The organism is Pseudorhodoplanes sp., from assembly GCF_059499825.1.
This window is the reverse complement of record NZ_JCABZI010000013.1, coordinates 58,503-82,818: the sequence shown is the minus strand read 5'-3', so window position 1 is coordinate 82,818 and position 24,316 is coordinate 58,503. Positions and strand designations below refer to the sequence as shown.

At 63.0% G+C, this 24,316-nt stretch carries 23 protein-coding genes; 17 read left to right on the top strand and 6 right to left on the bottom strand.

The genetic code is table 11. From position 1 onward, the window contains the following. Positions 1–32: 32 nt before the first annotated feature. A complete protein-coding gene (locus tag AC5I5I_RS18730; RefSeq protein ID WP_495975448.1) occupies positions 33–1,013 on the top strand; it encodes an amidohydrolase family protein in 981 nt (326 codons plus the stop codon). Here AC5I5I_RS18730 and AC5I5I_RS18725 read toward each other — a convergent pair. After that, complete coding sequence (locus AC5I5I_RS18725) at positions 997–1,536, bottom strand: MarR family winged helix-turn-helix transcriptional regulator (protein WP_495975447.1); 540 nt, start codon at positions 1,534–1,536, stop codon at positions 997–999. The genes AC5I5I_RS18730 and AC5I5I_RS18725 overlap by 17 nt on opposite strands. 179 nt (positions 1,537–1,715) lie before the next feature. Here AC5I5I_RS18725 and AC5I5I_RS18720 point away from each other — a divergent pair, with 179 nt between their 5' ends. The 6 genes from AC5I5I_RS18720 (at position 1,716) to AC5I5I_RS18695 (ending at position 7,303) form a co-directional block, all read left to right on the top strand. After that, entirely contained in the window at positions 1,716–2,921 is a 1,206-nt protein-coding gene (locus tag AC5I5I_RS18720) for a flavin-dependent monooxygenase (RefSeq protein WP_495975446.1), read from the top strand. A gap of 67 nt (positions 2,922–2,988) precedes the next feature. Next, a complete protein-coding gene (locus AC5I5I_RS18715) occupies positions 2,989–3,987 on the top strand; it encodes a TRAP transporter substrate-binding protein (RefSeq protein WP_495975444.1) in 999 nt (332 codons plus the stop codon). Between the two features lie 48 nt (positions 3,988–4,035). Next, entirely contained in the window at positions 4,036–4,518 is a 483-nt protein-coding gene (locus tag AC5I5I_RS18710; protein WP_495975442.1) for a TRAP transporter small permease, read from the top strand. Further along, entirely contained in the window at positions 4,515–5,792 is a 1,278-nt protein-coding gene (locus AC5I5I_RS18705) for a TRAP transporter large permease (protein ID WP_495975440.1), read from the top strand. Before AC5I5I_RS18710 ends, AC5I5I_RS18705 begins: the two co-directional genes overlap by 4 nt. Before the next feature lie 123 nt (positions 5,793–5,915). Further along, positions 5,916–6,371, top strand: a complete 456-nt coding sequence (locus AC5I5I_RS18700) for a type II 3-dehydroquinate dehydratase (protein ID WP_495975438.1) — start codon at positions 5,916–5,918, stop codon at positions 6,369–6,371. Next, a complete protein-coding gene (locus AC5I5I_RS18695) occupies positions 6,368–7,303 on the top strand; it encodes a 2-hydroxyacid dehydrogenase (protein WP_495975436.1) in 936 nt (311 codons plus the stop codon). Before AC5I5I_RS18700 ends, AC5I5I_RS18695 begins: the two co-directional genes overlap by 4 nt. On the opposite strand, the gene AC5I5I_RS18690 is transcribed toward AC5I5I_RS18695, so the two are convergent. After that, positions 7,256–8,218: a LysR family transcriptional regulator gene (locus AC5I5I_RS18690; RefSeq protein WP_495975435.1), complete on the bottom strand. Its 963-nt coding sequence runs from the start codon at positions 8,216–8,218 to the stop codon at positions 7,256–7,258. The genes AC5I5I_RS18695 and AC5I5I_RS18690 overlap by 48 nt on opposite strands. 112 nt (positions 8,219–8,330) lie before the next feature. Here AC5I5I_RS18690 and AC5I5I_RS18685 point away from each other — a divergent pair, with 112 nt between their 5' ends. From AC5I5I_RS18685 to AC5I5I_RS18660, 6 genes are all read left to right on the top strand, one after another. Then, the gene (locus AC5I5I_RS18685) at positions 8,331–9,785 is read left to right on the top strand and encodes a 4-hydroxyphenylacetate 3-hydroxylase family protein (protein WP_495975434.1); all 1,455 of its coding nucleotides are present in this window, start codon (positions 8,331–8,333) and stop codon (positions 9,783–9,785) included. Between the two features lie 46 nt (positions 9,786–9,831). Then, positions 9,832–10,248 (top strand): RidA family protein, encoded by a 417-nt coding sequence (locus tag AC5I5I_RS18680; RefSeq protein WP_495975433.1) that lies wholly within the window; start codon positions 9,832–9,834, stop codon positions 10,246–10,248. Between the two features lie 209 nt (positions 10,249–10,457). After that, positions 10,458–11,486: an ABC transporter substrate-binding protein gene (locus AC5I5I_RS18675; protein ID WP_495975432.1), complete on the top strand. Its 1,029-nt coding sequence runs from the start codon at positions 10,458–10,460 to the stop codon at positions 11,484–11,486. Positions 11,487–11,552: 66 nt separating this feature from the next. Beyond that, positions 11,553–12,434, top strand: a complete 882-nt coding sequence (locus AC5I5I_RS18670) for an ABC transporter permease (protein ID WP_495975431.1) — start codon at positions 11,553–11,555, stop codon at positions 12,432–12,434. Further along, the gene (locus AC5I5I_RS18665; RefSeq protein ID WP_495975430.1) at positions 12,434–13,252 is read left to right on the top strand and encodes an ABC transporter permease; all 819 of its coding nucleotides are present in this window, start codon (positions 12,434–12,436) and stop codon (positions 13,250–13,252) included. The genes AC5I5I_RS18670 and AC5I5I_RS18665 overlap by 1 nt, the downstream gene beginning before the upstream one ends. Then, positions 13,236–14,360: an ABC transporter ATP-binding protein gene (locus tag AC5I5I_RS18660; protein WP_495975429.1), complete on the top strand. Its 1,125-nt coding sequence runs from the start codon at positions 13,236–13,238 to the stop codon at positions 14,358–14,360. The genes AC5I5I_RS18665 and AC5I5I_RS18660 overlap by 17 nt, the downstream gene beginning before the upstream one ends. A 10-nt stretch (positions 14,361–14,370) precedes the next feature. Here the strand turns inward: AC5I5I_RS18660 and AC5I5I_RS18655 are convergent, their stop codons facing one another. Continuing rightward, positions 14,371–15,024 (bottom strand): DUF1028 domain-containing protein, encoded by a 654-nt coding sequence (locus tag AC5I5I_RS18655; protein ID WP_495975428.1) that lies wholly within the window; start codon positions 15,022–15,024, stop codon positions 14,371–14,373. A gap of 40 nt (positions 15,025–15,064) precedes the next feature. On the opposite strand from AC5I5I_RS18655, the gene argE reads away from it, so the two are divergent. Both argE and AC5I5I_RS18645 read left to right on the top strand, forming a co-directional pair. Continuing rightward, positions 15,065–16,249 carry an acetylornithine deacetylase gene (argE, locus tag AC5I5I_RS18650; protein ID WP_495975427.1) on the top strand — a complete coding sequence of 395 codons (1,185 nt, stop codon included), beginning with the start codon at positions 15,065–15,067 and terminating at the stop codon, positions 16,247–16,249. After that, positions 16,246–16,686 carry a GlcG/HbpS family heme-binding protein gene (locus AC5I5I_RS18645; RefSeq protein WP_495975426.1) on the top strand — a complete coding sequence of 147 codons (441 nt, stop codon included), beginning with the start codon at positions 16,246–16,248 and terminating at the stop codon, positions 16,684–16,686. Before argE ends, AC5I5I_RS18645 begins: the two co-directional genes overlap by 4 nt. A gap of 45 nt (positions 16,687–16,731) precedes the next feature. Here AC5I5I_RS18645 and AC5I5I_RS18640 read toward each other — a convergent pair whose 3' ends face one another. Beyond that, positions 16,732–17,736: a hypothetical protein gene (locus AC5I5I_RS18640; protein ID WP_495975425.1), complete on the bottom strand. Its 1,005-nt coding sequence runs from the start codon at positions 17,734–17,736 to the stop codon at positions 16,732–16,734. A gap of 10 nt (positions 17,737–17,746) precedes the next feature. Further along, on the bottom strand, positions 17,747–20,635 hold the full coding sequence (locus tag AC5I5I_RS18635) for a penicillin-binding protein 1A (RefSeq protein WP_495975424.1): 2,889 nt from the start codon (positions 20,633–20,635) through the stop codon (positions 17,747–17,749). Positions 20,636–21,150: 515 nt separating this feature from the next. On the opposite strand from AC5I5I_RS18635, the gene AC5I5I_RS18630 reads away from it, so the two are divergent. Both AC5I5I_RS18630 and AC5I5I_RS18625 read left to right on the top strand, forming a co-directional pair. Beyond that, positions 21,151–21,879 (top strand): class I SAM-dependent methyltransferase, encoded by a 729-nt coding sequence (locus AC5I5I_RS18630; protein WP_495975423.1) that lies wholly within the window; start codon positions 21,151–21,153, stop codon positions 21,877–21,879. Positions 21,880–21,943: 64 nt separating this feature from the next. Next, on the top strand, positions 21,944–22,591 hold the full coding sequence (locus tag AC5I5I_RS18625) for a DUF962 domain-containing protein (RefSeq protein WP_495975422.1): 648 nt from the start codon (positions 21,944–21,946) through the stop codon (positions 22,589–22,591). A gap of 34 nt (positions 22,592–22,625) precedes the next feature. Here AC5I5I_RS18625 and AC5I5I_RS18620 read toward each other — a convergent pair whose 3' ends face one another. Then, positions 22,626–24,293 carry an aminotransferase class III-fold pyridoxal phosphate-dependent enzyme gene (locus AC5I5I_RS18620; protein ID WP_495975421.1) on the bottom strand — a complete coding sequence of 556 codons (1,668 nt, stop codon included), beginning with the start codon at positions 24,291–24,293 and terminating at the stop codon, positions 22,626–22,628. Positions 24,294–24,316: the final 23 nt, after the last annotated feature.

Sequence of the window (24,316 nt, the reverse complement as noted above, 5' to 3'; positions counted from 1 at the left end):
GGATTGAACGCAACGACCGGGAGGACACAGGGATGAAAGGCAAGATCGCGCTTGAAGAGCATTTCGCCATTCAGGACACGCTGGAGGATTCGAACGGCTTCCTGCCGGACGCCGTGTGGACCGAACTGAGCGCCCGGCTGCTCGACATCCACGGCAAGCGCCTTCAACAGATGGACGAGCACGGCATCGAAATGATGCTGCTCTCGCTCAATGCGCCGGCGATCCAGGCGATTGCCGATGTGAAGCGGGCCAACGAACTGGCGATCAAGGCCAACGATTTCCTGGCCGAACAGGTCGCCAAGCGCCCGGACCGCTTCCAGGCGCTGGCGGCGCTGCCGATGCAGGATCCCGACCTTGCGGCGCGCGAATTGCAGCGCTGCGTGAAGGATCTCGGCTTCGTCGGCTCGCTGGTCAACGGCTTCTCGCAGGCGGGCGACCCGAATGTTCCGATCTATTACGACCTCAAGCAATACTGGCCGTTCTGGGCGGAGCACGAGAAGCTCGACGTGCCGTTCTATCTGCATCCGCGCAACCCGCTGCCGCAGGACTCGCGCATCTATGCCGGACATCCGTGGCTGATGGGCCCGACATGGGCGTTCGGGCAGGAAACTGCGGTTCACGCCTTGCGGCTGATGGCCTCGGGGCTGTTCGATACGCATCCGAACCTGAAGATCGTTCTCGGTCATATGGGCGAAGGTCTGCCCTACAGCATGTGGCGGGTCGACAATCGCAATGGCTGGACCAAGGCGCCGCCCAGCTATCCGGCCAAGAAGAAGCTGGCCGAGTATTTCCAGGCCAATTTCTGGCTGACCACCTCGGGCAATTTCCGCACCCAGACCCTGATCGACGCGATCCTCGAGATCGGCGCCGACCACATCCTGTTCTCGACCGACTGGCCGTTCGAGAACATCGATCACGCCGCGATCTGGTTCGACGCCGCCTCCATCAGCGAGAGCGATCGCATCAAGATCGGCCGCACCAACTGCGTCAATCTGTTCAAGCTGAAGCTTTGACGCCTCGGCCGACGCGCTTCTTCTTCGGCGCGGCGAGCGCCTTGGCCGGCCGCTTTATTGCGGCCGGCCGTTTGCTTGCGGCGCGATCGGCCTTCTCAAGATTCAAATAGACGCGCTTCAGCAGGTCCTTGAGCGTTGCGACCTCGCGCGTCGTCATCCCCTTCATCGCGACGCCCTCGTAGCGCACGGCATGGGGCGCGACCTTCTCGGTCAAGGCCAGCCCTCGCGGCGTCAGCGTCAGGCTGAGCGCGCGTCCATCGAGACCCGATCGCCGGCGGACGATCAAATTCTTGCGCTGCATCGCGACCAGGAGTCGCGACAGCGTCGAAATGTCGATGCTGGTCCGTTCCGACAGATCGCCCAGCCGAAGGTCGCCATTATGCCAAAGCTCGATCAGCACGCGCCACATCGGCAGCGTGACGTCGAACGCCTCGATGTCGCGCGAAAACATCAGACCCACACGCAGTCCGGCGCGGTTCAGAAGGTAAGGCAGGAAATCCTGCAGATCGAGCTTGCGTGACATCTTGGCGCGCCGGCAGTTCGGGCGCCCTCGATAGGCGCGAAAGCCTTTGGATTCAAGCTCTTTTCCCACGTTGCGACGCAGCGACGCAAACGGCGAAATACTTGCAAATGCAAGTTTTTGCTTGCCGTCGGCGCGGGGCCGCACTAATGTCGAAGGAAAGAAATTCAGGGAGGATACACGTGGCCCTCGCCGCAAAAGTCCAGCCAACGATCACCCCCAGCGTCCCCGAATTGATGAAGCGCGCCGAAAAAATCGGCGCGATTGCACGCGAACGTGCGATCGAGTTCGAAAAGGCACGCCAGGTGTCCGCCGATCTCGTCGACATGATGCGCGAGCAGGAGCTGTTTCGCATCATGCAGCCGAAGCGCTTCGGCGGCTTCGAATATGGTTACGACGTGTTCGTCGAGGCGGTGTCGAAGGTCGCGAGCGGCGACGGATCGACCGGCTGGGTCTACAGCCTCGGCGCCGTCCATCCCTGGATGATTGGCTGCTATCCCGACGAGGCGCAGCACGATTTCTGGCGCGACAGCCTCGATACCGTTGCCGCCGTCTCATACGCACCGACCGGCAAAGCCATTCCCGAGAGCGGCGGCTACCGCCTGAGCGGACGCTGGAGCTTCGCCAGCGGCGTCGACAACGCAACATGGGGCATCGTCGGCGGCATCGTGCCGCTCGCGGACGGGCCGAAGCCGGGCTTCTTCCTGGTGCCCAAGGCCGATTACACCATCCATGACGACTGGAACCCGATGGGCCTCGCCGGCACCGGCAGCAAGACCATCGTGATCTCCGACGCATTCATCCCGGCGCATCGCGTGGTGACATTCGCCGAGATGCTCACCGGCACCGGACCCGGCATCGCCGTCAATGCCAATCCGATCTACCGGCAGCCGATGCTTGCGGTTGTGCCGCAATGCCTTGTCTCGCCTGCGCTCGGCATGGCGCGCGGCGCGCTGAAGGCTTTCATCGAGCAGGTCGGCAATCGCACCACACGCGGCGCGGTTGCCGGCGGCAATAACCGCATGTCGGAATTCGCCACCGTCCAGCTTCGCGTTGCCGAAGCGACCGCCTCCATCGACGCCGCGCAGTTGATGATCCATCGCGATCTGCGCGAGACCAGCGAGACCGTACATGCCGGCAAAGCCGTCGATCTCGACATGCGACTGCGCAACCGGCTGACCCACACCTATGCGACCAAGCTGTGCGTGCAGGCGGTCGACGCGGTGTTCATGGCGATGGGCGGCTCCGCACTCGGTATCCACCATCCGGTACAGCGCTTCTGGCGTGACATTCACGCCGCGAGTTCGCATATAAGCCTCAACTGGGATGCGGTTGGCGCGATGTACGGTCAGCACGCATTCGGGCTGCCGCCGCAGGGGCAGTATTAACGTCGTTCGATCCTGTTCGAACCATTCAAAAACCAAGGGCGGGAAAGCCCAATTCCAAGGAGGGACAATGAAACTATTCCGTAGCGTCGCGATCGGCGCTGCCGCGCTTCTGTCGGCAACGGCAGCGCAGGCGCAGACCCACACGATGAAGATTTCATCGCCGACGGTAAACGATCTCAGCCAGGAATGGGCGAAGGAGTTCAAGGCCGGCATCGAGGCGCGCTCGGGCGGCAAGATCAAGGTCGAGTTCTATCCCGCCAACCAGCTCGGCCCGATTCCGGCAACGGTCGAAGGCACCGCGATGGGCACCATCGAGGCGGTCGTCCCGGCCTCCGGATTCTTCATCGGTCTCGAGCCGCGCTTCCAGGTTTTCGACGCCCCCGGCCTGTTCAACGACCAGGCGCATGCACAGCGCGTGTTCGCCGATCCGGCGGTGCGCAAGCAGCTCTCGACGCTCGGCAACAGCAAGGGCATCGAACCGATCGCCATCCTGGCACACGGCCCGATGTTCCTGCTCTCGCACAAGCCGATCCGTGCCGCCGCCGACTTCAAGGGCCAGAAGATCCGTGTGCCGGGTGCGGCACCGTTGCAGATCGAACCGTTCAAGAAACTCGGCGCCAACCCGGTCTCCATGCCGCTCGGTGAAGTCCTGTCTGCGATGCAGAACCGCACCATCGACGGACTGATCGCCAGCGCCACGATTTTCACGGCGTTCAAATATTACGACGTCGCCAAGGGGCTGACCGGCCTGCCCGGCTCGTTCCTGATCGCTCCGGTGATGGCGAACAGCAACTTCCTCAAGTCGCTTGGACCGGAACTGCAGGCGATGGTGCGGGAAGAGGCGTTCAAGGCGCAGCAGAAGGTCGAGAAATTCGCCGTTGAGGACGTCGGCCGCACCGCCGGAGTCTGGACCAAGAATGGCGGCGAGCTGATCGTGCTGCCCGACGCCGAGAGCAAGGCCTATCTGGAGCAGGTGAAGTCGGTTCTGCCCGGCCTGCTCAGCGCCAATGCCGCGATCAAGGCCGATTTCGACGCCTTGGCTGCGGCCGCCGACAAGACCAAGTAGGACGCGCGGGCGTTGCTCGCCGCGATCGATAAACGCGTGGACGCGCTCGTGACTTTTCTCGAGCGCGTCCTTGCCATTGGGCTTCTGCTCGGGCTGTCCCTCAACTTCATCAACGTCATCGGCCGCTATCTCGGCGGCTATGCCCTGAACGGCGCCGCCGAGGTCGAGATCTATATCCTGATCTGGATCACGTTTCTCGGTGCGGCATTCGTCACATGGCGCAACACCCATCTGCGCATGGACGTTCTCATCGATGCCTGCCCGCCGATGGTGAGGTGGCTGGTCGGTATTCTCGAATTGCTGTTGATGCTGGTCGTTTTCAGTTTCGTCGCCTGGCAATCCTTCAAATATGTCGAGCGGATCTATGCGCTCGGCGCCGTCAGCGACATCGCGCACATTCCCACCTGGATCCCGCACAGCGCCATCGCAACAGGCTTCGGCGCCATGGCGCTGATCGTCGTGCTGCGCGGCATACAGCGCATCGCCGCCGGCCCTCCCGGTAATGAGAGTGCGGAGCGCGCCAGGCCATGAGTTTTGCACTCGGCGTCCTGCCCGCCATTCTGTTGCTGCTGGGTTTCCCGATCTTTCTGGTGCTGCTCACCGCGGTGACGGTCGCGCTCGTCTTTTTCATGAATATCCCGCTGGCTGTCCTGCATCAGAACCTGTTCGGCTCGGTCAGCGCCTATGCGCTCCTGTCGGTCCCCTATTTCATCTATGCCGGCGAACTGATGGGACGCGGCAGCGTCGCACAGCGGCTGGTCGATTTCGTGCAGAGCGGCGTCGGTCCGCTGCGCGGCAGCCTCGGCATCACCACCGTCGGGACAGCGACGATTTTCGGCGCGATCTCGGGCGTGAGCGCCGCCGCCGTCGCGACCATCGGCAAGGTGCTGTATCCGCCGATGGTCAAGGAAGGCTACCCGAAGCCCTTCGCGGTCGGCCTCATCACCGCCGTCGGCGCGATCGATATCATCATCCCGCCCAGCATCCCGATGATCGTCTACGGTGCGGCGGCGCAGGAATCCGTACCCCGGCTCTACGCCGCCGGCATCATCCCCGGCATCCTGATCGCCCTGATGCTGGCGGGCTACGTGATGTGGCGCGCACGGAGCGGGCAGTTCGGGACCGGTGCGCCGTTCAATGTCAGGCACTTCCTACGCGCGACCGCTCGCGGATTGTGGGCCCTGGGTGCACCTTTCATCATCCTCGGCGGCATCTATGGCGGCGTGTTCTCGCCGACCGAGGCCGCCGCGGTCGCCTGCATCTACGCCATCTTCGTGACCCGCTTTGTGTTCCGTGAGTTGTCCTGGGGCGATATCATCGACGCGGCCGCATCGACGACGCGCTTTACCGCGCAGATCCTGATCGTCGTCGCCTGCGCCGGTGTGTTTTCATGGCTGCTGACGGTCAACCAGGTCCCGGCGACCCTGGTCAGCTGGTTGCAGTCGCTTGGCGTCGGACCATTGACGTTCCTGCTGTTGGTCAATTTGCTGCTGCTGCTGGTTGGCTGCGTCCTCGACCCGCTGTCCGCGATCCTGCTGCTGACGCCGCTCCTCATTCCGGTGGTGAAGGCGCTCGGGATCGACACCGTTCATTTCGGGATCATCATGACGGTCAATCTGGCCATCGGGTTGTTTACGCCGCCCTTTGGCATCAACATCTTCGTCGCCCAGTCGGTGCTCGGGGTCGATCTGAAATCGATCTATCGCGGCATTCTTCCCTTTGTCGTTCTGTATCTGATCGCTCTGGCCTTGATCACCTACGTGCCTTCGATCTCACTGGCAGGCGTCTGGCTGCTGATGAACTAGCATGCGCCCGCGGCAGCCTCGCCGCGGCGGACAGAACCGCATCGCCGACTTTTGATCGTTGCCGCGTCCCGTGCTCTTGGTGTACCCCACCAAAACTGATCACGATTGGCGGGATGACAGGGCATGGCACAGCCGCGCATTCTTTTTCTCAACGGTCCCAACGCCAATCTTTACGGATTGGACGCCAAGGGTACGTACGGCACCGAAAGCTTTCCGCAGATCGAGGCCCGCTGCCGCGCCCATGCGCAAGGCCTCGGCGCATCGCTCGACTTCCGCCAGTCCAATCACGAGGGCGAGTTGATCGACTGGATCCAGGCCGCGCGCCAGGATACCGACGGGCTGATCATCAACGGCGCTGGACTGACCTACACCTCGATCGCCATTCTCGATGCGCTGCTCGCCTACGAGAAGCCGATCATCGAAGTGCATATGAGCAATATCTACAAGCGCGAGCCGTTCCGGCACCATTCCTACATCTCGAAGGCGGCGACCGGAATCGTGGCCGGCCTCGGCCCGCTCGGCTATGAACTGGCGATCACGGCGCTGCTCAAGCTGATCGACAAGGCGCGCACCGCATGAGCAAGGATGCGCTGATCTTCTACAGCGAGTTCGACGATCCCGCCGCCTGGAAGGCCACGCTGACGGCCGAACTCCCCGATCTCGATTTCCACACCGATCCGGACGCCGTCGATCCGGCGCGCGTGCTTTATGCCCTCGCCTGGAAACCGCCGGCCGGATTCTTCGCGCGTTTCCCGAATCTGAAATTGGTCACCAATCTCGGCGCCGGCGTGGATTCGCTCATCGGCCGCGACGACCTGCCGGACGTGCCGATCTCGCGCCTGTCCGACACCGGCATGGTGTCGCTGATGTCCTCCTATGTGCTGTTCTCGGTGATCCGCTATGCGCGCGATATCCACATTTTCGAGCGCGCGCAGCGTCGCGGCGAATGGAAATACGTGCATCCGCGCGCATTGTCGGACATCCGCGTCGGCGTGCTGGGCTTGGGCGAACTCGGCGGCCCTGCGGCGCAGGCGCTGGCGCGAACCGGTTTCGACGTGCGCGGCTGGAGCCGCAGCCGGAAAGAGATCGACGGCGTCGCCTGCAGCGCCGGGATCGACACGCTCGACGATTTCCTGCGCAGCGTCGAAATCCTGGTGATCCTGCTGCCGCTGACGCCGGAGACCCGCGGGCTGATCGATGCGCGGCGGCTCGCCCTGCTGCCACCCGGCGCCAAGCTGATCAACGCCTCGCGCGGGGCCGTGGTCGACGAACCGGCACTGATCGCGGCGCTGCAGTCAGGCGCCGTTGCCGAAGCGACACTCGATGTTTTCACCGTCGAGCCACTGCCGAAGGATCACGTCTTCTGGCGCATGGACAATGTGCTGATCACGCCGCATCTCGCCAGCATCACCGTGCCGGAAGCCGCGGCCCGCGAGGTCGCAGAATCCATCCGCCGCGTGCGCTCAGGGCTTCCGCCGCTTCACCAGGTCGACCCCCGGCGGGGTTATTGATCCAGGCGCGAAGATGCCGTCCGGCAAAAAGGCTTCGTGCACATAGGTCTGGAACGCCTGCACCGCGGGACGCGGGGCATAATGCTTCAGCCGCAGTGTCATGATGCGCGTGGGCAGCAGCGTTTCCTCCAACGCCAGCACCGCGATGCGGTTGCCGTCATAGGCGACGGTGGTGGCGGGGATCGCATTCTGGATCGCGAAGCCGTGGCCATGCGCGACCAGGCCGCGGATCAATTCCTGCGAGCGCGACTTGAAGACGACGCGCGGCTCGATCCCGGCCGACCGGAACAGTCCGAAGAAATAGTCGCGTGAATGCGGCAGATCGAGCAGGATGAAGGGCTCGTCAGCAAGCTCGCGGAGGTTGACCGACTTCCGCCGTGCCAGCCGGTGATTGGCGGCCACGATCGCAAACGGAGGCAGGTCGATCAGCGGCGCCGCTTCGATCTCGTCCGGCACCGCCAGACTGTAGGCGAGCGCCAGTTCGATCCGGCCCGCCAGCATGGCCGAAATCATCTCTTCCTGGTCGCCTTCGCGCAGCGTCACTGTAATGCCGGGATATTTCTGCGCAAAACCCGCGAGCAGGCCGGGCATGAAGCGGATCGCAAGCGTGAGGAAGCAACCGACGGTGATCTCCCCTTTCAGGGCGTCGCCGTGCTCGACCGCGTTCTGGGCGAAATCCTGCGCGTGTTTGAGCAGGAGCCGGGCCTCATTCACGACCCGTTCGCCAACCGGGGTCAGAGTCACACCCCGGGCATGATGCCGGATGAACAGCGGGACCCCGATTTCCGCCTCCAGCTCGGCAATGGCGCTGGAAACCGACGGCTGCGACACATTGAGGCGCTTGGCCGCGGCGGTGACATGGCCCAAATCGGCCGCCGCCACCACGTAACGCAATTGCCGCAGGGACAAGTTCATCGGACGCCCAGCTACATCGGAAAACCCGATCAAGATCGACAGAATAAACTATTTTATCGATTTAGGTGCGGCGCGCAATCTTTTCGCCAGATCAAGACGCGGAGACAGGGCGATGATCCGGACAGGCGAGCAATACCGTGAGGGGCTGCGGGACGGTCGCGAAATCTGGATCGACGGCGAACGGGTCAAGGACCCGACCAAACACGCCGCGCTGAAGCCGATCGTCGACATCCGCGCCCGCATCTACGACATGCAGCACGAAGACGCATACGCGCCGGCGCTGACCTATGTCGAGGACAACAACCGGCATTCCATCTTCAACCGGCTGCCGCGCGAGCAGAAGGACTGGAACGACAAATGGGCCGCATGCGACGCGGTCATGAACGACATCGGCGGCGTGGTGACCCGGGTCGGCGACGAGACCGTCGGCGAAATGTGGTCGCTGTATGATGGTCGCGATGTGCTCAACGAGATCGATCCGCGCTTCGGCGACAATATCGCCAACCACATCCAGGGCGTGATCGAGAACGACCCGTTCCATGTGTCCGCCAACACCGATCCCAAGGGCGACCGTTCGAAAGCGCCGCAGGATCAGGACCCCGACATGATGGTGCATGTGGTCAGGGAAACCGATGCCGGCATCATCGTGCGTGGCGCGAAATACGAGACCGCGTCAGGCTATGCGGATCAGGCCTTCCTGAAGCCGACCGTCGGGGCGTGGACCAGCGAGCAATTGTCCGATTACGCGGTTGGCGGCATCGTGAAGATGGGCGCCAAGGGCGTTAAGCATATCGCACGCTCGGGCTTTGCCGGCCGCGCCAGCGCCGCCGATTATCCGCTCGCCAACAAGTTCGACGAGGTCGACTTCCTGATGGTGCTGGACGACGTCCTGATCCCCTGGGAGGACGTGTTCTTCTATCGCCATACCAAGGCCGCGCAATATATCCGCGGCACGCTGCACCGCTATTCGGCGTTTCCCTATGTGCTGCGCATCCTCTACGTCGCCGACATGATGATCGGCGCGGCGATGTGGAACGCCAAGCAGACCGGCCTCGACAAGATGCAGGCGGTGCGCGAGAAGCTCGCCGACCTCGTCTGCTATCGCGAAGGCATCAACGCGCATCTCACAGCTGCGATCGCCGCGGCCCAGAAAAGCCCGGGCGACCTTTTGATGCCGAACCAGCCGATGCTTTACGCCGGCCGCGTCTTTGCCTGTTCGAACCTGCCGCAGATGATGCATATTGCTCGCGAATTGTGCGGCGGTCAGATCTGCGTCACGCCGAACGAGGCCGCGTTCAAGGCGCAGGGCTCGGGCAGTTGGCTCGAGAAGTTCTATTCACTGAACGACAACTGGCACGCCGAGGATCGGCGCAAACTGCTCGCCTTCGCCCGCGACCTGCTCAACTCCGATTATGCCGGCCACCGTCTGACCTTCATCCAGTTCGCGCAGGCGCCGCACTTCAATCACCTCGCGGCGGTCTACAATTCCTTCGACTTCAATGGTCCGCTCGACTTCGTGAAGCGGGCGGCCGACCTGTCGGACCGTGTGACCGGCGGCAAGAAATGATCTCACATACCAGCATTCAGCCGTCCCTGTAGGAGTACATCGCGCCGTGTCCCATACCCGTATCCGCAAGTTCAACACGCGCGACGCCTATCCGGAACAGAAGCTCGACAACGACGTCTGCATGGCCGTGCGCGCCGGCAATACGGTCTATCTGCGCGGCCAGACCGCGATGAATCTCGAAGGCAAGATCGTTGGCATCGGCGACGCCGCGGCGCAGACCGAAAACGCGATGTCATGCGCGAAGATCCTGCTCGAAGAGGCCGGCGCAAAACTCGAGGACGTGGTCAAGATCACGATCTACATTACCGACCGCGCCTACCGCGAGGCGGTGTATACTGTCGTCGGTAAATGGCTGAAGGGCGTGTTTCCGGTCTCGACCGGCATCATCGTCAACGGGCTTGCGAAGCCAGAATACCTGATGGAAATCGATATCATCGCTGAAATTCCCGCAGATCGGACCTGATCCGCGACAAAAACCGCTGCGCGCGTGTCGGGCGCGACGACGGCGGAACTCGAAACGAAAAGGTCCGTGTCGTAAGATCAAGGTCGGGCGACACGGGTGAGGAAACTAGGACGGGCAAGGGATGGCAGGCGACTGCCGTCCTCGTTTTGCGTCTCCCGATGGCGCGCAACTTGCTTGCTCTCGGGTTGATCAACAGAGGGAGTCTAAGCATGAAACGAATTCTTCTCGCATCAACGGCATTTGCCGTCGCGCTCTGGGCGATGCCGGTAAATGCCGCCGAAAAGCTGGTCATCTCGGTCTGGGGCGGAAGCTGGAAGGACCTGGTCGAAAAGACGGTCGCCAAGAAATTCAAGGAGCAGACCGGTGCGGACGTTGAATTCGTCACCGGAGGCACGATCGACCGCCTGAACAAGGCGAAGCTCGCCAAAGGCAGCCCCGAAAGCGACCTCACTTTCACCACCTCGCATGTCGGCTGGCTCTACGCCAATGACGGCCTCTACGAGCAGTTGGACATGAGCAAGATTCCGAACGCGAAGTCGCTGGTGGAGCAGGCCAAGATCAGCCCCTATCATCTCGGCACTTGGGCCTATGTCTACACCATCGGCTATCGCCCCGACATGGTGCCGGCCGGCATGACCTTCGAGTCCTGGAACGACCTCTGGAATCCGGCGCTGAAGGGCAAGATTTCGGCGCCCGATTTCGACGCCAGCCATCTCGTCGTTGTCTCGGCCAAGCTTCAGGGCGGCGATGCGGCAAGCTGGGAGAAGGGGAGCGACAAGCTCAAGGCGCTGAAGCCGAACTTCAAGGCCTATTACGCCAACGATGCCGCCTCGCAGCAACTGATGCAGAACGGCGAAGCGCCGGTCCAGGTCATGCTGTCGATGAACGCCTACCACATCGCAAGCCAGGGCGTGCCGGTGAAGCTGGCGATCCCGAAGGAAGGCGCGGTGCTCGGTATCGACACCATCGGCATCATGAAGGGATCGAAGAACCAGGACCTCGCTTACAAATTCATCAACATCATGCTCGATCCGGCGGTTCAGGCTGAGGTCGCCACCATGAAAAAGGGCAGCCCGGTGGTCACCGACGCCAAGCTCGGCGACGACGTCGCCAAGCTGCCCGGCGTGTTCACCACGCCGGACCAGTGGAACAAGGAAGCGCTCGTCATCGACCACAAGCTCCGCGCCGAAAAGACCGGCGAGTGGCGCAAGTGGTTCACCGAGAACATCATCAACTAGTGACAGCGGCCGGGCTCGCACTTAACGCGGGCCCGGCTTTTTCCTGTTCAGTCGGGCGACACGTTCTTGAATCAGGCAGAACCGGCAACGGGGGCGGCTCAGAGCCGGCCTTTCCTGAAGCTGTTCACGGCACCCGCCGTGATCACGGCGGCGATCTTTGCCGTTTCGATGTTTGCCATTCTCCAATACAGCGTCCGCGCGCACATTCCCGGCTCGCTGGATGTCGGCGGATTCACGCTGGCGAATTTCACCGGGATGCTGCGTCCGCTCTATGCCTGGGTGTTTATCGACACCGTGTGGCTGTGCCTGCTGACGGCGGTCCTGAGCCTGATCTTCGGCTACCCCCTCGCCTATGCACTGGTCCGATCAAGCAGCCTGTCGATCAAGTCCTTTATTCTTATCACGACCGTCACACCGTTGTTCCTCGGCGAGGTGGTGCGGACCTATTCCTGGATCGTGGTGCTCGGCAATAACGGCTTCATCAACTCTGTATTGCTGCAGCTTGGCATCGTCGCGCAGCCAATCCAGCTCCTGTTCACGGTGACCGGCGTCACCATCGCGCTCGTGCATGTGACGCTGCCCGTCGTGGTCGTGATGCTGGCGGCCGCCATCGCCCATATCGACCCCGCCTACGAGAAGGCGGCCGAGAGCCTCGGCGCCGGACCGGTGCGCGTGTTTCTCACCGTGACGCTGCCGCTGTCCGGGCCAGGCATCGTTGCCGGCCTGACCACGGCCTTCGCCTGGACGTTCAGCGCCTTCGCCACCCCGCAGCTTGTCGGCGGCGGCAAGGTCAACATGGTGTCGAACCTCGTCTATCAGCTCGGCTTTTCGAACTTCAATTTTCCATTCGCGGCGGCTTTGTGCGTTGCCGGGCTGGCGCTCACCTATGTCTCGATTGCGGCGATGCGAATCACGCTCCGGCCGCTCGAGAAGGTCGGACTGCACTGATGGCGAAGCCTCTGTCGCACCGGATGCTCGGCTTCGCCGGCAAGGCGCTGGTGGTCGCCGTCCTCGGCTTCATCATCCTGCCGGCCTTCGTGGTCACCGTCGCCTCGTTCAACGACAAGGCGCTGCTGTCGTTCCCGCCGCAGCAATTGTCGCTGCGCTGGTTCTACAACGCCATCAATTATCGCGACTTTCGCATCGGCTTCCAGAACGGTCTGATCGTGATGCTGGCGGCATCCATGATTGCGCTGATCGTCGGTTCGGCATTCGCGTTCGTGATCGACCGCTACAATTTCCGCGGCAAGAACGTGATCGAGGGCCTGTTGCTGGCTCCGTTGGTGGTGCCGCATTTCACGGTCGGGTTGGGCATCCTCATTCTGGCCGCCCAGGTCGGCGTGATGCGGACCTTCAGCGTCGTGATCGTTTGTCACGTCATTCTCGTGCTCCCGTTTGTCCTGCGCAGCGTCTATATCTCACTCCGCAATCTCGATCACCGTCTCGAGCTTGCGGCGGCGAGCCTCGGCGCACGGCCATGGCGGGTGCTCTTGACGGTGACGCTGCCGCTCCTGACACCTGGCCTGGTCAGCGGCTGGTTGTTCGCAGCGATCCTGTCCTTCAACGAATTCACGGCCTCCCTTTTCGTCACCGGACAGCGCACGCAGACGCTGCCGGTCGCGATGTATAATTATGTCCGCGAATACGCGGACCCGACGATGGCGGCGTTGTCGGTTATCTTTATCGTGGTGACTGCGACCCTGCTCGCATTTGCCAACGCGTTTCTCGGTCTCGGAAAGGTTCTGAATGTTGACCAGGCCCGCTGATCCCGCGGCGACTTCGGCGGTGGCAGAAGCCGCGGTCCGTCTCGACGGCGTATCGAAGCGTTTCGGCCCAAGTGTCGCGCTCGACAAGGCCTGGCTGAAGATCGGCCGCGGCGAGTTCATGACGCTGCTCGGCCCGTCCGGCTGCGGCAAGACTACGCTGCTGAATCTGGTGGCCGGATTTCTGGCGCCCAACGAAGGCGAAATCTTCATCGATGGCGCGCTGGTGACCGATGTCCCCGCCTTCGCCCGCCAGACCGGCATCGTGTTCCAGAATTACGCGCTGTTTCCGCATATGACCGTCGCCAACAACGTGGCCTATGGCCTGAAGGCGCGCGGCGTCGGCAAGGACGACATCAAGCAGCGCGTCGCCGACATCCTGGCGATGATGAAGCTCAGCGGATACGAAGGCCGCAAGCCCCGCGAATTGTCGGGCGGCCAGCAGCAGCGCGTGGCGCTGGCGCGCGCGCTGGTGATCGAGCCGAAGGTGCTGCTGCTGGACGAGCCTTTCTCCGCGCTCGACAAGAATTTGCGCGCCTCGATGCAGGTCGAGGTCAAGGAAATCCAGCGCCGGCTCGGCGTGACCACGATCTTCGTCACGCACGACCAGAGCGAAGCGCTGTCTCTGTCCGACCGCATCGCCGTCATGTCCGCCGGCCGCATCTGCCAGATCGATACCCCGGAAACGCTCTACCGGCGTCCGGCCGACCGCTTCGTTGCCTCCTTCATCGGCGAAGGATCGCTTATCCGCGCCACACTCGACCAGATCCAGGGCGACGGCGCGCTGGTGTCAGTCGGGCGCGCGAAGATTGCCGTTCCGGCGGCGCCCCTGACCGGACTTCAGCCCGGCGCGCAGGTCGACCTGTTCGTGCGGCCCGAACATCTGCATGCCGGCTCGGAAGCCGATGCGGCATTCGCGGGCCATGTGGCCGCCAGCATCTATCAGGGCGACCATGTCGATCTGTATGTCGACGCACCGGAAGCGGACAACGGCCGTTTGATGATGCGGCTTCCCGCGCGCGAAGCGGCCGGCATATCGGGCGTCGGCGCCAAGGTCGCGATCGCCATCACCGGTGATGACGCCGTTGCGTTTCCACGGCCCGGGGCGTGACGTGACGGCTTCAGAAAGCCGGCGCTGTGCCGGGCGCGCGGGCCCGCGATTCATACGCCGCCCGCTGCGGCGCATAGAGGGTCCAGATCCGGCGCAATTCCCCGATCGGATCGTCATGCCAGTCGACCCGCAGATCGACGACCGGCCAGTCGAGGGTGTCGGCAACGTGCAGCCCGGCGGCATGCTCGTCACCGGTCTCGCCGCCGGCGTCGAGGCCGGCTTCGAGCGCGAGCATCAGCCGTTCGGCAAGCGGTTCACCGTCAGCCGCCGCGAACGCCGCGATCATTCGCCCCGGTACATCCGGCGAAGCCAGCAAATTTCCGAGCGCCATGCAGGACGGACCTTCCGCGACCGCAGCCACCGGCAGCGCCTCGGCGCCGGAATGCAGCGCCACCTGCCCGTAACGATCGATCACGCCGACCTGCCGGTATTCGGGCTGCGGCGTGCCGTCGAGCAGCAAGCGCAACACCGCGCCGGCGCCGAGCCCCTGCCGCAGGAGCGCAAGACCGGCCGGTCCGAGAGCCGGATCGGTGATGTTCTGCGTCGACACGCTGCCGAGCGGACTGACCCACGCACAGCGGCTCGCTACACAAATCGAAGAGGACGTAATGGCGATGCCGAAGGCTCCGGTCTTGTCGCATCGCGCGGCAATCGAATATGTCATGGCGCGTAACCCTGTGGTCCGGCAATCGTGATGGCACACAATGGCGCCTGAGCAAAGCACGATTGAAATTCTGAGTCGCCTGATCGAATTCGCAAGCGTCAGCAGCGAATCCAATCTCGATATCGTTTCCTGGATCGAGAACTACCTGTCGCAGCACGGCGTCACGTCGCGCCGCATCCCCGATCGCACCGGACGAAAGGCGTCGATCCTCGCAACCATCGGACCAAGCGAACGCGCCGGCGTCGTGCTGTCCGCTCATACCGACGTGGTGCCGGTCGCAGGCCAGGACTGGACCAGCCCGCCCTTCACCGCGACCGCGCGCGACAGTCGCATCATCGGCCGTGGCGCGACCGACATGAAGGGCTTCATCGCCTCGGTGCTGGCGCACGTTCCGCATTTCAAGGCGGCTGCGGCCGCCACGCCGGTGCATATCGCGCTGTCTTATGATGAGGAAGTCGGCTGCCTTGGCGCCCCGGATCTGGTTGCCGAAGTCGCGAGCGCGGCCGTCAAGCCGGCCCTCTGCATCGTCGGCGAACCGACGGGATTAAGGATCGGCTATGCCCACAAGGGCAAGGTCGCGCGCCGTGTGATCGTCACCGGCCGTGGCGGGCATTCGGCGCTGCCGCACCGCGCCGCGAATGCGGTGTTCGCGGCAGCACGGATCGTCATTGCGCTGGAAGACCTTGCGCTACGCGCGGCGAGCGCGGGGCAACGCGACGCCGCCTTCGATCCGCCCTATACGACGATCCATGTCGGCTCGCTGCATGGCGGCACCGCGCTGAATTTCGTGCCCGACCGTGCGACACTGGAATTCGAAATTCGCTATATGCCCGAAACGGACGTCAACGCGCTGCTCGCGGAAGCCGACGCCGCGATTGCCGAGGCGCGCCAAAATCTGAGGGCGCAGGCTCCGGAAGCCGATATCTCGGTCGAGAACATGGCGTCGTATCCGGCGCTATCGACCGCAGTGGCAAGTGCCGTGGTCGCGACCGCGCAGCGGCTTGCCGATGGCTGGAACAGCGCCACCACCGTCAGCTTCGGTACCGAAGCGGGTCTGTATGCACAGGCCGGCATCCCGACCGTGGTGTGCGGTCCCGGCGATATCGGACGCGCCCACAAGGCCGACGAATGGATCGGAACGGATGAACTGGCCGGAGCCGACCGCATGATGCAGCGGCTCGCACGACAGCTCGGCAAACCCGCGGAGGAATGGATCACCCCATGACAAAACAACAGACCGCCGCAACCCGTCCGTTTCTGAAGCTGACGCATCACGGCGCGATGATCGCACTACAGGCGGCGATCGCCAAGGCGGAGGAACTCGGCGTTCCGCAGAACATCACCATCGTCGACGATGGCGGCAACATGCTGGCCTATATCCGCATGGACGGCGCCAAGCTCCTCTCTGCGGAAACCTCGAAGAGCAAGGCGATCACCGCCGCCTCGCACCGGCAACCGACCTCGCGGCTTGATCCCGCGCTCGAGGTGAAGCTCGCGATCGCCGCGGGCGGACGGTTGACCAATCTCGAGGGCGGGCTGCCGATCGTCATCGACGGCGTCTGCGTCGGTGCAGTCGGGGTCGGCTCCGGGACCGGCGCGCAGGATGTGGAAGTCGCGCGCGCCGCCCTCAAGGGCCTTGGCGCAGATGATCAGGTGCCCTGAGCGCGCCGCGTAGCCCCCCGCGCCGACATCGGCGGCAGACGTCCGTCACCGCTCCTGTTCGATCATGGCCGCGATGGCCTTGATCCGGCTGCGTGCAAATTGCGGCAGCCCGGCGCTGATGGAGTCGCCATTATTGAAGGAGCTTCGCCCCAGCAGCAATTGCGCCGGGACAAGGTTGCGCAGGATCGGCGCCTTCAGGAAATCACGCTGCTTCGTCAGCATGTCGCTGCGGATCGCGAGCGCCAGATAGACGGTCGCGATCGATGCCTTCGGTTCGGATGGATGTTGCTGGATCACGGCCAGGATCTTGCCCGAATGGATTACCTGGTTGACCCAGAAAATGCTCTGCTCGAATGCGCCCGAAACCGGCGTAGCAATCCCGGTGAAGGTCGCCAGTTCCGGAAGCAGCGGGTCGCCAGGCGCATGCAGGCGAATCTCGCTCTGGAATTCGATGAAATCCGGGATCGGCTTCTTGGTCTCGTCCCGCAGCTTGTTCACGAGCAGAATGCCGGCAGGGATCCGCCCCTCGAATTTGTAGCGCGACTCGAAACAGCCCGCGGCATCCTCGCACCAGCCACGCGCGGGCGACGAATTCGAAGCGGCCGGCTTGTCCTTGCCCTTGTTCGGCGCTGCGTCGGCGGCGGCGATGGCGCGGTGCTTGATCGCCGGGTCCAGTTTCTCGAGGAAGGAGATGCTGGCGTAGCGTGACAGATCGAAAGCCTGCGCAGGCTTCGACATGCGGAAGCGGGCCTCCGCGACATACATGGACAGCTTCACCCCCGCAGGCTCCCTGAATTCAGGAGACAGCGACAGAAAACGGTGCTGCAGCGGCTGCTTGCGGGTCCATTCCTCAAACGGGACCAGTTCGTTTGCCGCATCGGTCGCGCTTTCCGCGCGCTGCTCGGAAAAGACGATGGTGCGGGGCTTCAGGTTCTCCACCGGAACGGAAGCAAGCGACGGCACCTGTTCCAGCTTGAAATCCTGGGCAAGCGAAGGGGTGCCGAGCGCCAGGACAGTGGCGGCACAAAAGAAGGCTGATCGAAGTCTCATTCCATGCCGCTCAATAGGGCCTGCGCCCAAAAAATCCGAAGAAGTAATCCGGATCGATACGGCGCGGAGCGCCCGGGCGGTAGTCTTCCGGAAACTCCGGCGAGCGCGGTTGCACCCGCTGGCCGTAATAATATCCGGAATTGTAACCCGATTGCGGTGGATAGATATCGCGCGTGCCGTAACGGCTGTCATAGGGCCAGCGCTGCACCGGACTGCCATCCTCTTCGTAGCCGTCGCCGCCGCGATACATGTAGTAATTGTCGCCGCGCGAAACGATCTTGTAGCGGGTATCGGCAATTCCGCCGACCGAGTCACGCTTCAGATATTCGACCGCGCCTCCACCTTGCGCACCGGCCTGGCCCATATCGCCGGTATAGGGATCGATCCGCACCGCCACCAGTTCGCGCAAGGCGTCCTTTGACGGACCGCTCAACGCGACTTTCGGCGCATGGGTGCGCCACACCGCGTCCAGGATCGGCTCGAACATCGGCAGGGCGACGCGCCCGCCGGTCTGGCCGCGGCCAAGGGTGCGTCGTCCTTCGGCATTGTCGTAGCCGACCCAAAGGGCGACGGTGACGTCATTGGTGAAGCCGACGAACCAGGCATCGAGTTCATTGTCTGTGGTGCCGGTCTTGCCGGCGGCATAGGTGGCGAGGTGCCTCGCGGAACTCGCGGTCCCTCGCGCCAGCACACCCTGCAGCATCGACTTGAGCTGGAAGAACGAGGCGCGGTCGACCGAACCGATCCAGCTGGCGGAGTTGTTGTCGGCCTTGAAGACCTGCCGTCCCCCCTGCTCGACCGAATCGATCACATGCGGCACCGGGCGCGCGCCCTCATTCGCGATGGCAGCGTAGAACGCGGCGAGATCGATCATCCGCAGCGGCTGTGCGCCGAGAATGAAAGGATAGAAGCGATTGCATTCCTTGTAGAGCTGCGCCTCGACGGCAAGCTCGCAGATCCGGTCCAGGCCCTGCTCGGCGCTGCTTTCGATGCCGTTGGCCATCAATTGCGCGGTCGCCAGATTGCGCGAATCCTCCAGCGCACGCCGTAGCGTGACGGCGCTGCCTTCGCCACCGCCGGCATTGCGCGGCGCCCAGTAATCCTTGGCGCGGGCACTGTTCTGCTGCCCGATCGGCGGCAGCACGATCGAGGAATCCATCACCAGCGTGTTCGGCTGCAGGCCGCTGCGCAACGCCGCGAGATAGGTGACCGGCTTCAGCGTCGAACCGGGCTGGCGCACGCTCTGGACAGCGCGATTGAGCTGGCTTTGCGGATAGGAGAAACCGCCGGTCATCGCCAGGATGCGCCCCGTCTTGTTTTCCAGCACCACGGCCGCGCCCTGCACATTCGGCCGCACCCGCAACTCGGCGCGCGCACCCTGCTTCTTTGCGGCTTCGCGGATCCGGACATAAACGACATCGTTGACCTGCAGGCTGCGCCGGGTCGCCGCGTTCCAGGGATTGAGCGGCACGATGCGGCCATCCATCAGGCCGACATTGGTGACCTCGCCGCGCTTGCTGCGGCCATTCTCCAGCACGACGGCGGGTTCCCAATGCACGTCATAGAGCGGCAGCCGCACCGATTTCAGGGCCGCGAGCCAGGCGGGATCGGCGCCGCGGCGCTCGTCGGTCATGGTCTTGAGCGCGTCGGTGATCGTTGCCTCCGGACCCTCGAACTTGTAGCGGCCGGTATTCAACTCGTAACGCGCGAGCGCTTCCTGCAGCACAGACTCGGTGGCGCGCTGCAGGTCCGGATTGATGGTCGAGCGCACGACATAGGATTTTGCGTTGAGCGAGCCGATTTCGGGGATCGAACGCGCCTCGCGAGCGACGTGATCGACGAAATGGTAGCCCGTATTCTGCCGCAAACGCTCGTAGGGAATGATGCCGGGCAGTTGCACCTTGGGATCGACCGACGCGATCATGCCGTCCTCGTGCATGCGGCCCAGCACATAGGCTAGCCGATCGCGGGTGCGGCCGGCATTGCGATCGGGACTGAAATAGCTCGGGCCCTTGGCCAGCCCGGCAATGAACGCGGCCTCGACCGGCGTGAGCGCGCTGACGGATTTTCCGAAATACCCCTGCGCCGCCATCTCCACGCCCCAGGCGCCGCGCCCGAGATAGATCGAGTTCAGATAAAGCTCGAGGATCTCGTCCTTGCTCAGCAGCCGCTCGATTTTCGAGGCGACGATGATCTCGCGCAGCTTGCGTTCGTAGGTGATGTCGTTGCCGACCAGAATGGTCTTGGCGAGTTGCTGGGTGATGGTCGATCCACCCTGCGGCCGGCCGGGCTGCGCCAGATTGCCGACAAAGGCGCGGACCAGGCCGCGCTCGTCGACGCCGCTATGCTGGCGGAACCGTTTGTCCTCGGCGGCGATGAAGGCGTTGCGGACGGTCTCCGGGATCGTCGTGATCGGGACCCAGACCCGCCGGTTTTCGGGCGTGAACACTTCGGCGAAGCGCTCGCCCTTGCCGTCGAGGATAACGCTCATGCCCGGCAGCGTCATGCCCTTCAACTGCCCTGCATCCGGCAGATCTTTCAATGCATCGTTGTAGAACTGGATGACTTCGGTCAGATCAACCGGGGAATTCTGCACGGCCTCGCCCTTGCAGAATTGCCGGTAGACCGTGTGGAGATCGGAAAAAGACAGTCCTTTCAAGACCTTGATCTCGTCGCCGAACGCGCCCTTGTCGTCCATCGCGGTCGCGATCAGGTCGTCGAGATTGATCTGCTCGATATCAAATGATCTGCGCATGTGGAGGCAGCCGGCCTGCAACAATTGCTGCACCTCGGCGGTGTCGGTGGCGGGATTGAACTCGGCCTTGATGGCCTCCGGCCGGGTCGTTGCCTGGCTGAATGCGAGTGCCGTCGCCAGAATCTTGACGAGTATGATGTTCATGAACCGCCGCGTACCCGAATGCCGCCCCCGGCTTTCGTGGATGCATGATTCTACCCGAAGGCGGGCAAAATAAGGAGCGCTATTGGGGCGATAGCGCTTATTTGACCGGGCTAGCCCCGCGGCTCATCCGGCGCGATAAGCTTGGAACTTCGCTGGATGCGGTCGCCCGACCGGAGATTTTCTTCCTCGCTACGTCGTCACCGGATTCTCCGGGCGGCAGTTGCAACTGTATGGACCTGGGCTAGCGACGCACTTCACGCGGAACAACGCAGAGCCCTTGGATACCGCGCAGCCACACACGCGCGCTGTAATAAAGCTGACATCTCATTTCGTAATAGTTTCACAGGATTGATTCTACCAACGTCCGAGAGCCGATGATCGGCCGGTGCATAGCGTTTGCCGGCTACGTGGGCCCTTGCGCCGCTCAACCGAAAGCCGTCGCGATCAAAGCGGGTGCGACTTTCAGTGCGACCGGTCCGTCCTCACCTTTAACCCGACTTCGATTGGCGTAACACATGAAGGCTCAGCAGAACATCAACAAGGAAGCGGTCATCGGCGCCTACGATCGTTGGGCGCCTGTTTACGACATCGTGTTCGGTCCGATTTTCCAGCGAGGCCGCCAAGCCGCGATCGAAGCGGCTGAACGGATCGGCGGACGCATTCTCGAAGTCGGAATCGGCACCGGCATTGCGCTCAGGGATTACTCCCCGAAGAACCGCATCGTCGGCATCGATATCTCCGCGCTGATGCTGGAAAAGGCGCGTATGCGTGTCCGCGGGATGGGGCTGACCCATGTCGAGCAACTCGCAGTGATGGACGCGAGCAATCTCGACTTTCCGGATAATTCCTTCGATGTCGTGATGGCTCAATATGTGGTGTCCACGGTCCCGCGCCCGGAAGCAACGCTCGACGAGTTCGCGCGGGTTCTGAAGCCCGGCGGAGAGATCATTCTCGCCAGCCGGCTCAGCGAGGAAAACGGATTGCGGCGCTCGATCGAACATTTCGTTGCACCCGCCGCGCGCAAGCTCGGCTGGCGCACCGAATTCGGCTGGGAGCGATATCTCGCCTGGGAGTCGCGCACGCCCAGCATCGAGCTGGTCGAACGGCGCAAAATGCCGCCGCTTGGCCATTTCGCGCTGATCCGGTTCCGCAAGAAAGCCGCACTGAATGCTGCTGACATGTCCGCGGATGGTCAACGCACTACCGGCGTTTCGAACCACGGCCACAGCACCAGCATCGCGTAGCTGACACGGCCACAGCTTGCCCGGCCGATATTATCGATCACACTCGTCAAACAAGGGATGTGTCATGGGTTTCTTGGAGGCGCTGCGCGAACAGCGCTGGGACGACCACCGCTACTATCATCACAGCCGAATCAATCAGACGCTTCATTTGGTGAGCGCGCTGAGCTTCCTGACCGCCTATGTGCTGGTCTTCTTCGACCCGGCCGTGGCGGCTCTGATCGGGTGGCTGGTGGCGATGACGACGCGGCAGGCGGGGCACTTCTTCTTCGAGCCCAAGGGCTACGACCACATCAATCACGCCACCCATGAGCACAAGGAAGACATCAAGGTCGGGTATAACCTGCAGCGCAAGATCGTGCTGCTGACGATCTGGGCTTTGTCACCGCTCGTGCTGCTGGCGGACCCGACCCTGTTCGGCATTTTCGAGCCGGCAACCGGTGTCGCGGACTTCATTCGGCAGACTGCAAAAATCTGGCTCGCTCTCGGTCTCGGCGGCCTGATCGCCCGCACCATCCAGTTGTTCTTCATTCGCGACGTGCAGACCGGCCTCGTCTGGGCGACCAAGATCCTCACCGACCCGTTCCACGACATCAAGCTCTACTACAAGGCGCCGCTCTATCTTCTGCGCGGCGAGTTGATCGACCCAAACCACGGCAAGCATCGGCCTGGCGAGGATGATGACGAAGAAGAGGTCGCGTTGCGGCCGCTGTGAGGCCAGCCGGGTTGAGACTATCCGCAGCAGCCGATCAGCGGGTGCCCAACCGGTGAGCGATGATCTCTCTCAACAGCGCTCGCTTGACCGACTTGTTGGTGGTGGACGGATCGGTCCACCACCAGCCATCCCGCTCCATCTCGGTCGCTGCGGCAACGAACCGGTCCGTCACAGCAGCAAAATCCGCCTCGGTATAATTCAGGCTGAAGATCAGCCGGCCGCTGCCGACCCAGCTCAAGGCCAGACCGTGAGCGCGCAGATAATATTGCAGCATCCAGTTGTAGCGCGACGGCCGCGTGTACAGCACGGTCCAGATCGAGGACAGATTTGCGACCTGCACCGGCAGATTTTCCTCCTGAAGCCGTGCATTGAGCGCCGCAGCGCGCGCGTTCCAAGTCTCGTCCAGCCCATCATAGGCACTTGCGAGTTCCGGTTCATCGAGCCGGGTGAGAAATTCGTTCATCGCTCCCATGACATAGGGGTGCGAGTTGAACGTGCCGCGCGCGAAGCAGATATCGGCGGGCCGGTCCTCGCGGAAACGCCGCATCAGATCGCCACGGCCGCAAACCACGCCGACCGGCAGCCCGCCTCCGAGCGTCTTGCCGTACGTCACCATATCGGCCTTCACACCGAAATAATCCTGCGCGCCACCGCGCGCGAGCCGGAAGCCGACAAAAACCTCGTCGAAAATCAACACGATGCCGCGCTCGCTGCAAACCTGCCGGAGCTGGCGCAGCCATTCCGAATAGGCCGCGCGATCGAAATGCGCGCGACGCGAACCGTCCATCAGGGACGAATCGCCCGGCGCATTTGCATTCGGGTGCAGCGACTGGAGCGGATTTACGAGAACGCAGGCGATATTCTTTTTGGACCGAAGCACCTGCAACGTTTTTTCCGACATGTCGCTCAGCGTGTAGGTATAATCGGCGGGAAGCGGATTGCCGATGCCGGGTTGCACGTCGCCCCACCAACCGTGATAGGCGCCGCACAGACGCACGAGATGCGTGCGCTTCGTGTGATAGCGGGCAAGCCGCACCGCCTGCATCACGGCCTCGGTGCCGGACATGTGGAACGAGACTTCGTCGAGACCGGAAATCTCTTTCAGGCGCCGGACATTGTCGACGATCACCGGATGATAGCCACCCAGCACGGGGCCAAGATCGCGCACTCTTTCGGCGCCCCTGGCGATGCACTCCTTGTAGAAATCGTAACCGAAGACGTTGACTCCGTACGACCCGGTCAGATCGTAGAAGCTGTTGCCGTCGAGATCGGTAACCATCACGCCGCGCGACGATTGCAGAAACGACCCGCCCTTCAGATTGTCGCGCACGATCCTGCTGAACTGAAACGGAACGCGATATCGCGCGGTGAACTTCAGGTCGGAGATGTCCTCAGCAGCCTCGGCCGAGAGTTGCGCGGTTATCGGAAAATGCGCGCGGTAATAGTCGGCGAGCTGACCGAACCCTGCGCGACGCCTCGCAACGACGTCATCCGGTGCACGATCGGCACGAAAAAACTCTGCCTCATTGTACTCGTAGAAGGGAATGAACGAGGCGAGCCGGCGCGACATGCGCGAATGTCCCTCGAGCGACCTGTGCTTGGCGCCCGACAGCATAAGGCGCGCTCGGACTTTCGGGAGCAGCGCCACCAGTGCCGCCGCACCGGTGGCGTAGAGGGCGAAGGCGGCGTGTGACGAATCCATGACCGATGCGGTTAAGCAAAGAA

Excerpts from the sequence above, each read along its gene's own strand:
- AC5I5I_RS18700 (WP_495975438.1), top strand. The coding sequence starts at position 5,916 with ATGGCACAGCCGCGCATTCTTTTTCTCAACGGTCCCAACGCCAATCTT.
- AC5I5I_RS18655 (WP_495975428.1), bottom strand. The coding sequence starts at position 15,024 with ATGACATATTCGATTGCCGCGCGATGCGACAAGACCGGAGCCTTCGGC.
- AC5I5I_RS18685 (WP_495975434.1), top strand. The coding sequence starts at position 8,331 with ATGATCCGGACAGGCGAGCAATACCGTGAGGGGCTGCGGGACGGTCGC.
- AC5I5I_RS18715 (WP_495975444.1), top strand. The coding sequence starts at position 2,989 with ATGAAACTATTCCGTAGCGTCGCGATCGGCGCTGCCGCGCTTCTGTCG.
- AC5I5I_RS18675 (WP_495975432.1), top strand. The coding sequence starts at position 10,458 with ATGAAACGAATTCTTCTCGCATCAACGGCATTTGCCGTCGCGCTCTGG.
- AC5I5I_RS18690 (WP_495975435.1), bottom strand. The coding sequence starts at position 8,218 with ATGAACTTGTCCCTGCGGCAATTGCGTTACGTGGTGGCGGCGGCCGAT.
- AC5I5I_RS18725 (WP_495975447.1), bottom strand. The coding sequence starts at position 1,536 with ATGTCACGCAAGCTCGATCTGCAGGATTTCCTGCCTTACCTTCTGAAC.
- AC5I5I_RS18730 (WP_495975448.1), top strand. The coding sequence starts at position 33 with ATGAAAGGCAAGATCGCGCTTGAAGAGCATTTCGCCATTCAGGACACG.
- AC5I5I_RS18625 (WP_495975422.1), top strand. The coding sequence starts at position 21,944 with ATGGGTTTCTTGGAGGCGCTGCGCGAACAGCGCTGGGACGACCACCGC.
- argE (WP_495975427.1), top strand. The coding sequence starts at position 15,065 with ATGGCGCCTGAGCAAAGCACGATTGAAATTCTGAGTCGCCTGATCGAA.
- AC5I5I_RS18640 (WP_495975425.1), bottom strand. The coding sequence starts at position 17,736 with ATGAGACTTCGATCAGCCTTCTTTTGTGCCGCCACTGTCCTGGCGCTC.
- AC5I5I_RS18665 (WP_495975430.1), top strand. The coding sequence starts at position 12,434 with ATGGCGAAGCCTCTGTCGCACCGGATGCTCGGCTTCGCCGGCAAGGCG.
- AC5I5I_RS18620 (WP_495975421.1), bottom strand. The coding sequence starts at position 24,293 with ATGGATTCGTCACACGCCGCCTTCGCCCTCTACGCCACCGGTGCGGCG.
- AC5I5I_RS18695 (WP_495975436.1), top strand. The coding sequence starts at position 6,368 with ATGAGCAAGGATGCGCTGATCTTCTACAGCGAGTTCGACGATCCCGCC.
- AC5I5I_RS18645 (WP_495975426.1), top strand. The coding sequence starts at position 16,246 with ATGACAAAACAACAGACCGCCGCAACCCGTCCGTTTCTGAAGCTGACG.
- AC5I5I_RS18635 (WP_495975424.1), bottom strand. The coding sequence starts at position 20,635 with ATGAACATCATACTCGTCAAGATTCTGGCGACGGCACTCGCATTCAGC.
- AC5I5I_RS18630 (WP_495975423.1), top strand. The coding sequence starts at position 21,151 with ATGAAGGCTCAGCAGAACATCAACAAGGAAGCGGTCATCGGCGCCTAC.
- AC5I5I_RS18705 (WP_495975440.1), top strand. The coding sequence starts at position 4,515 with ATGAGTTTTGCACTCGGCGTCCTGCCCGCCATTCTGTTGCTGCTGGGT.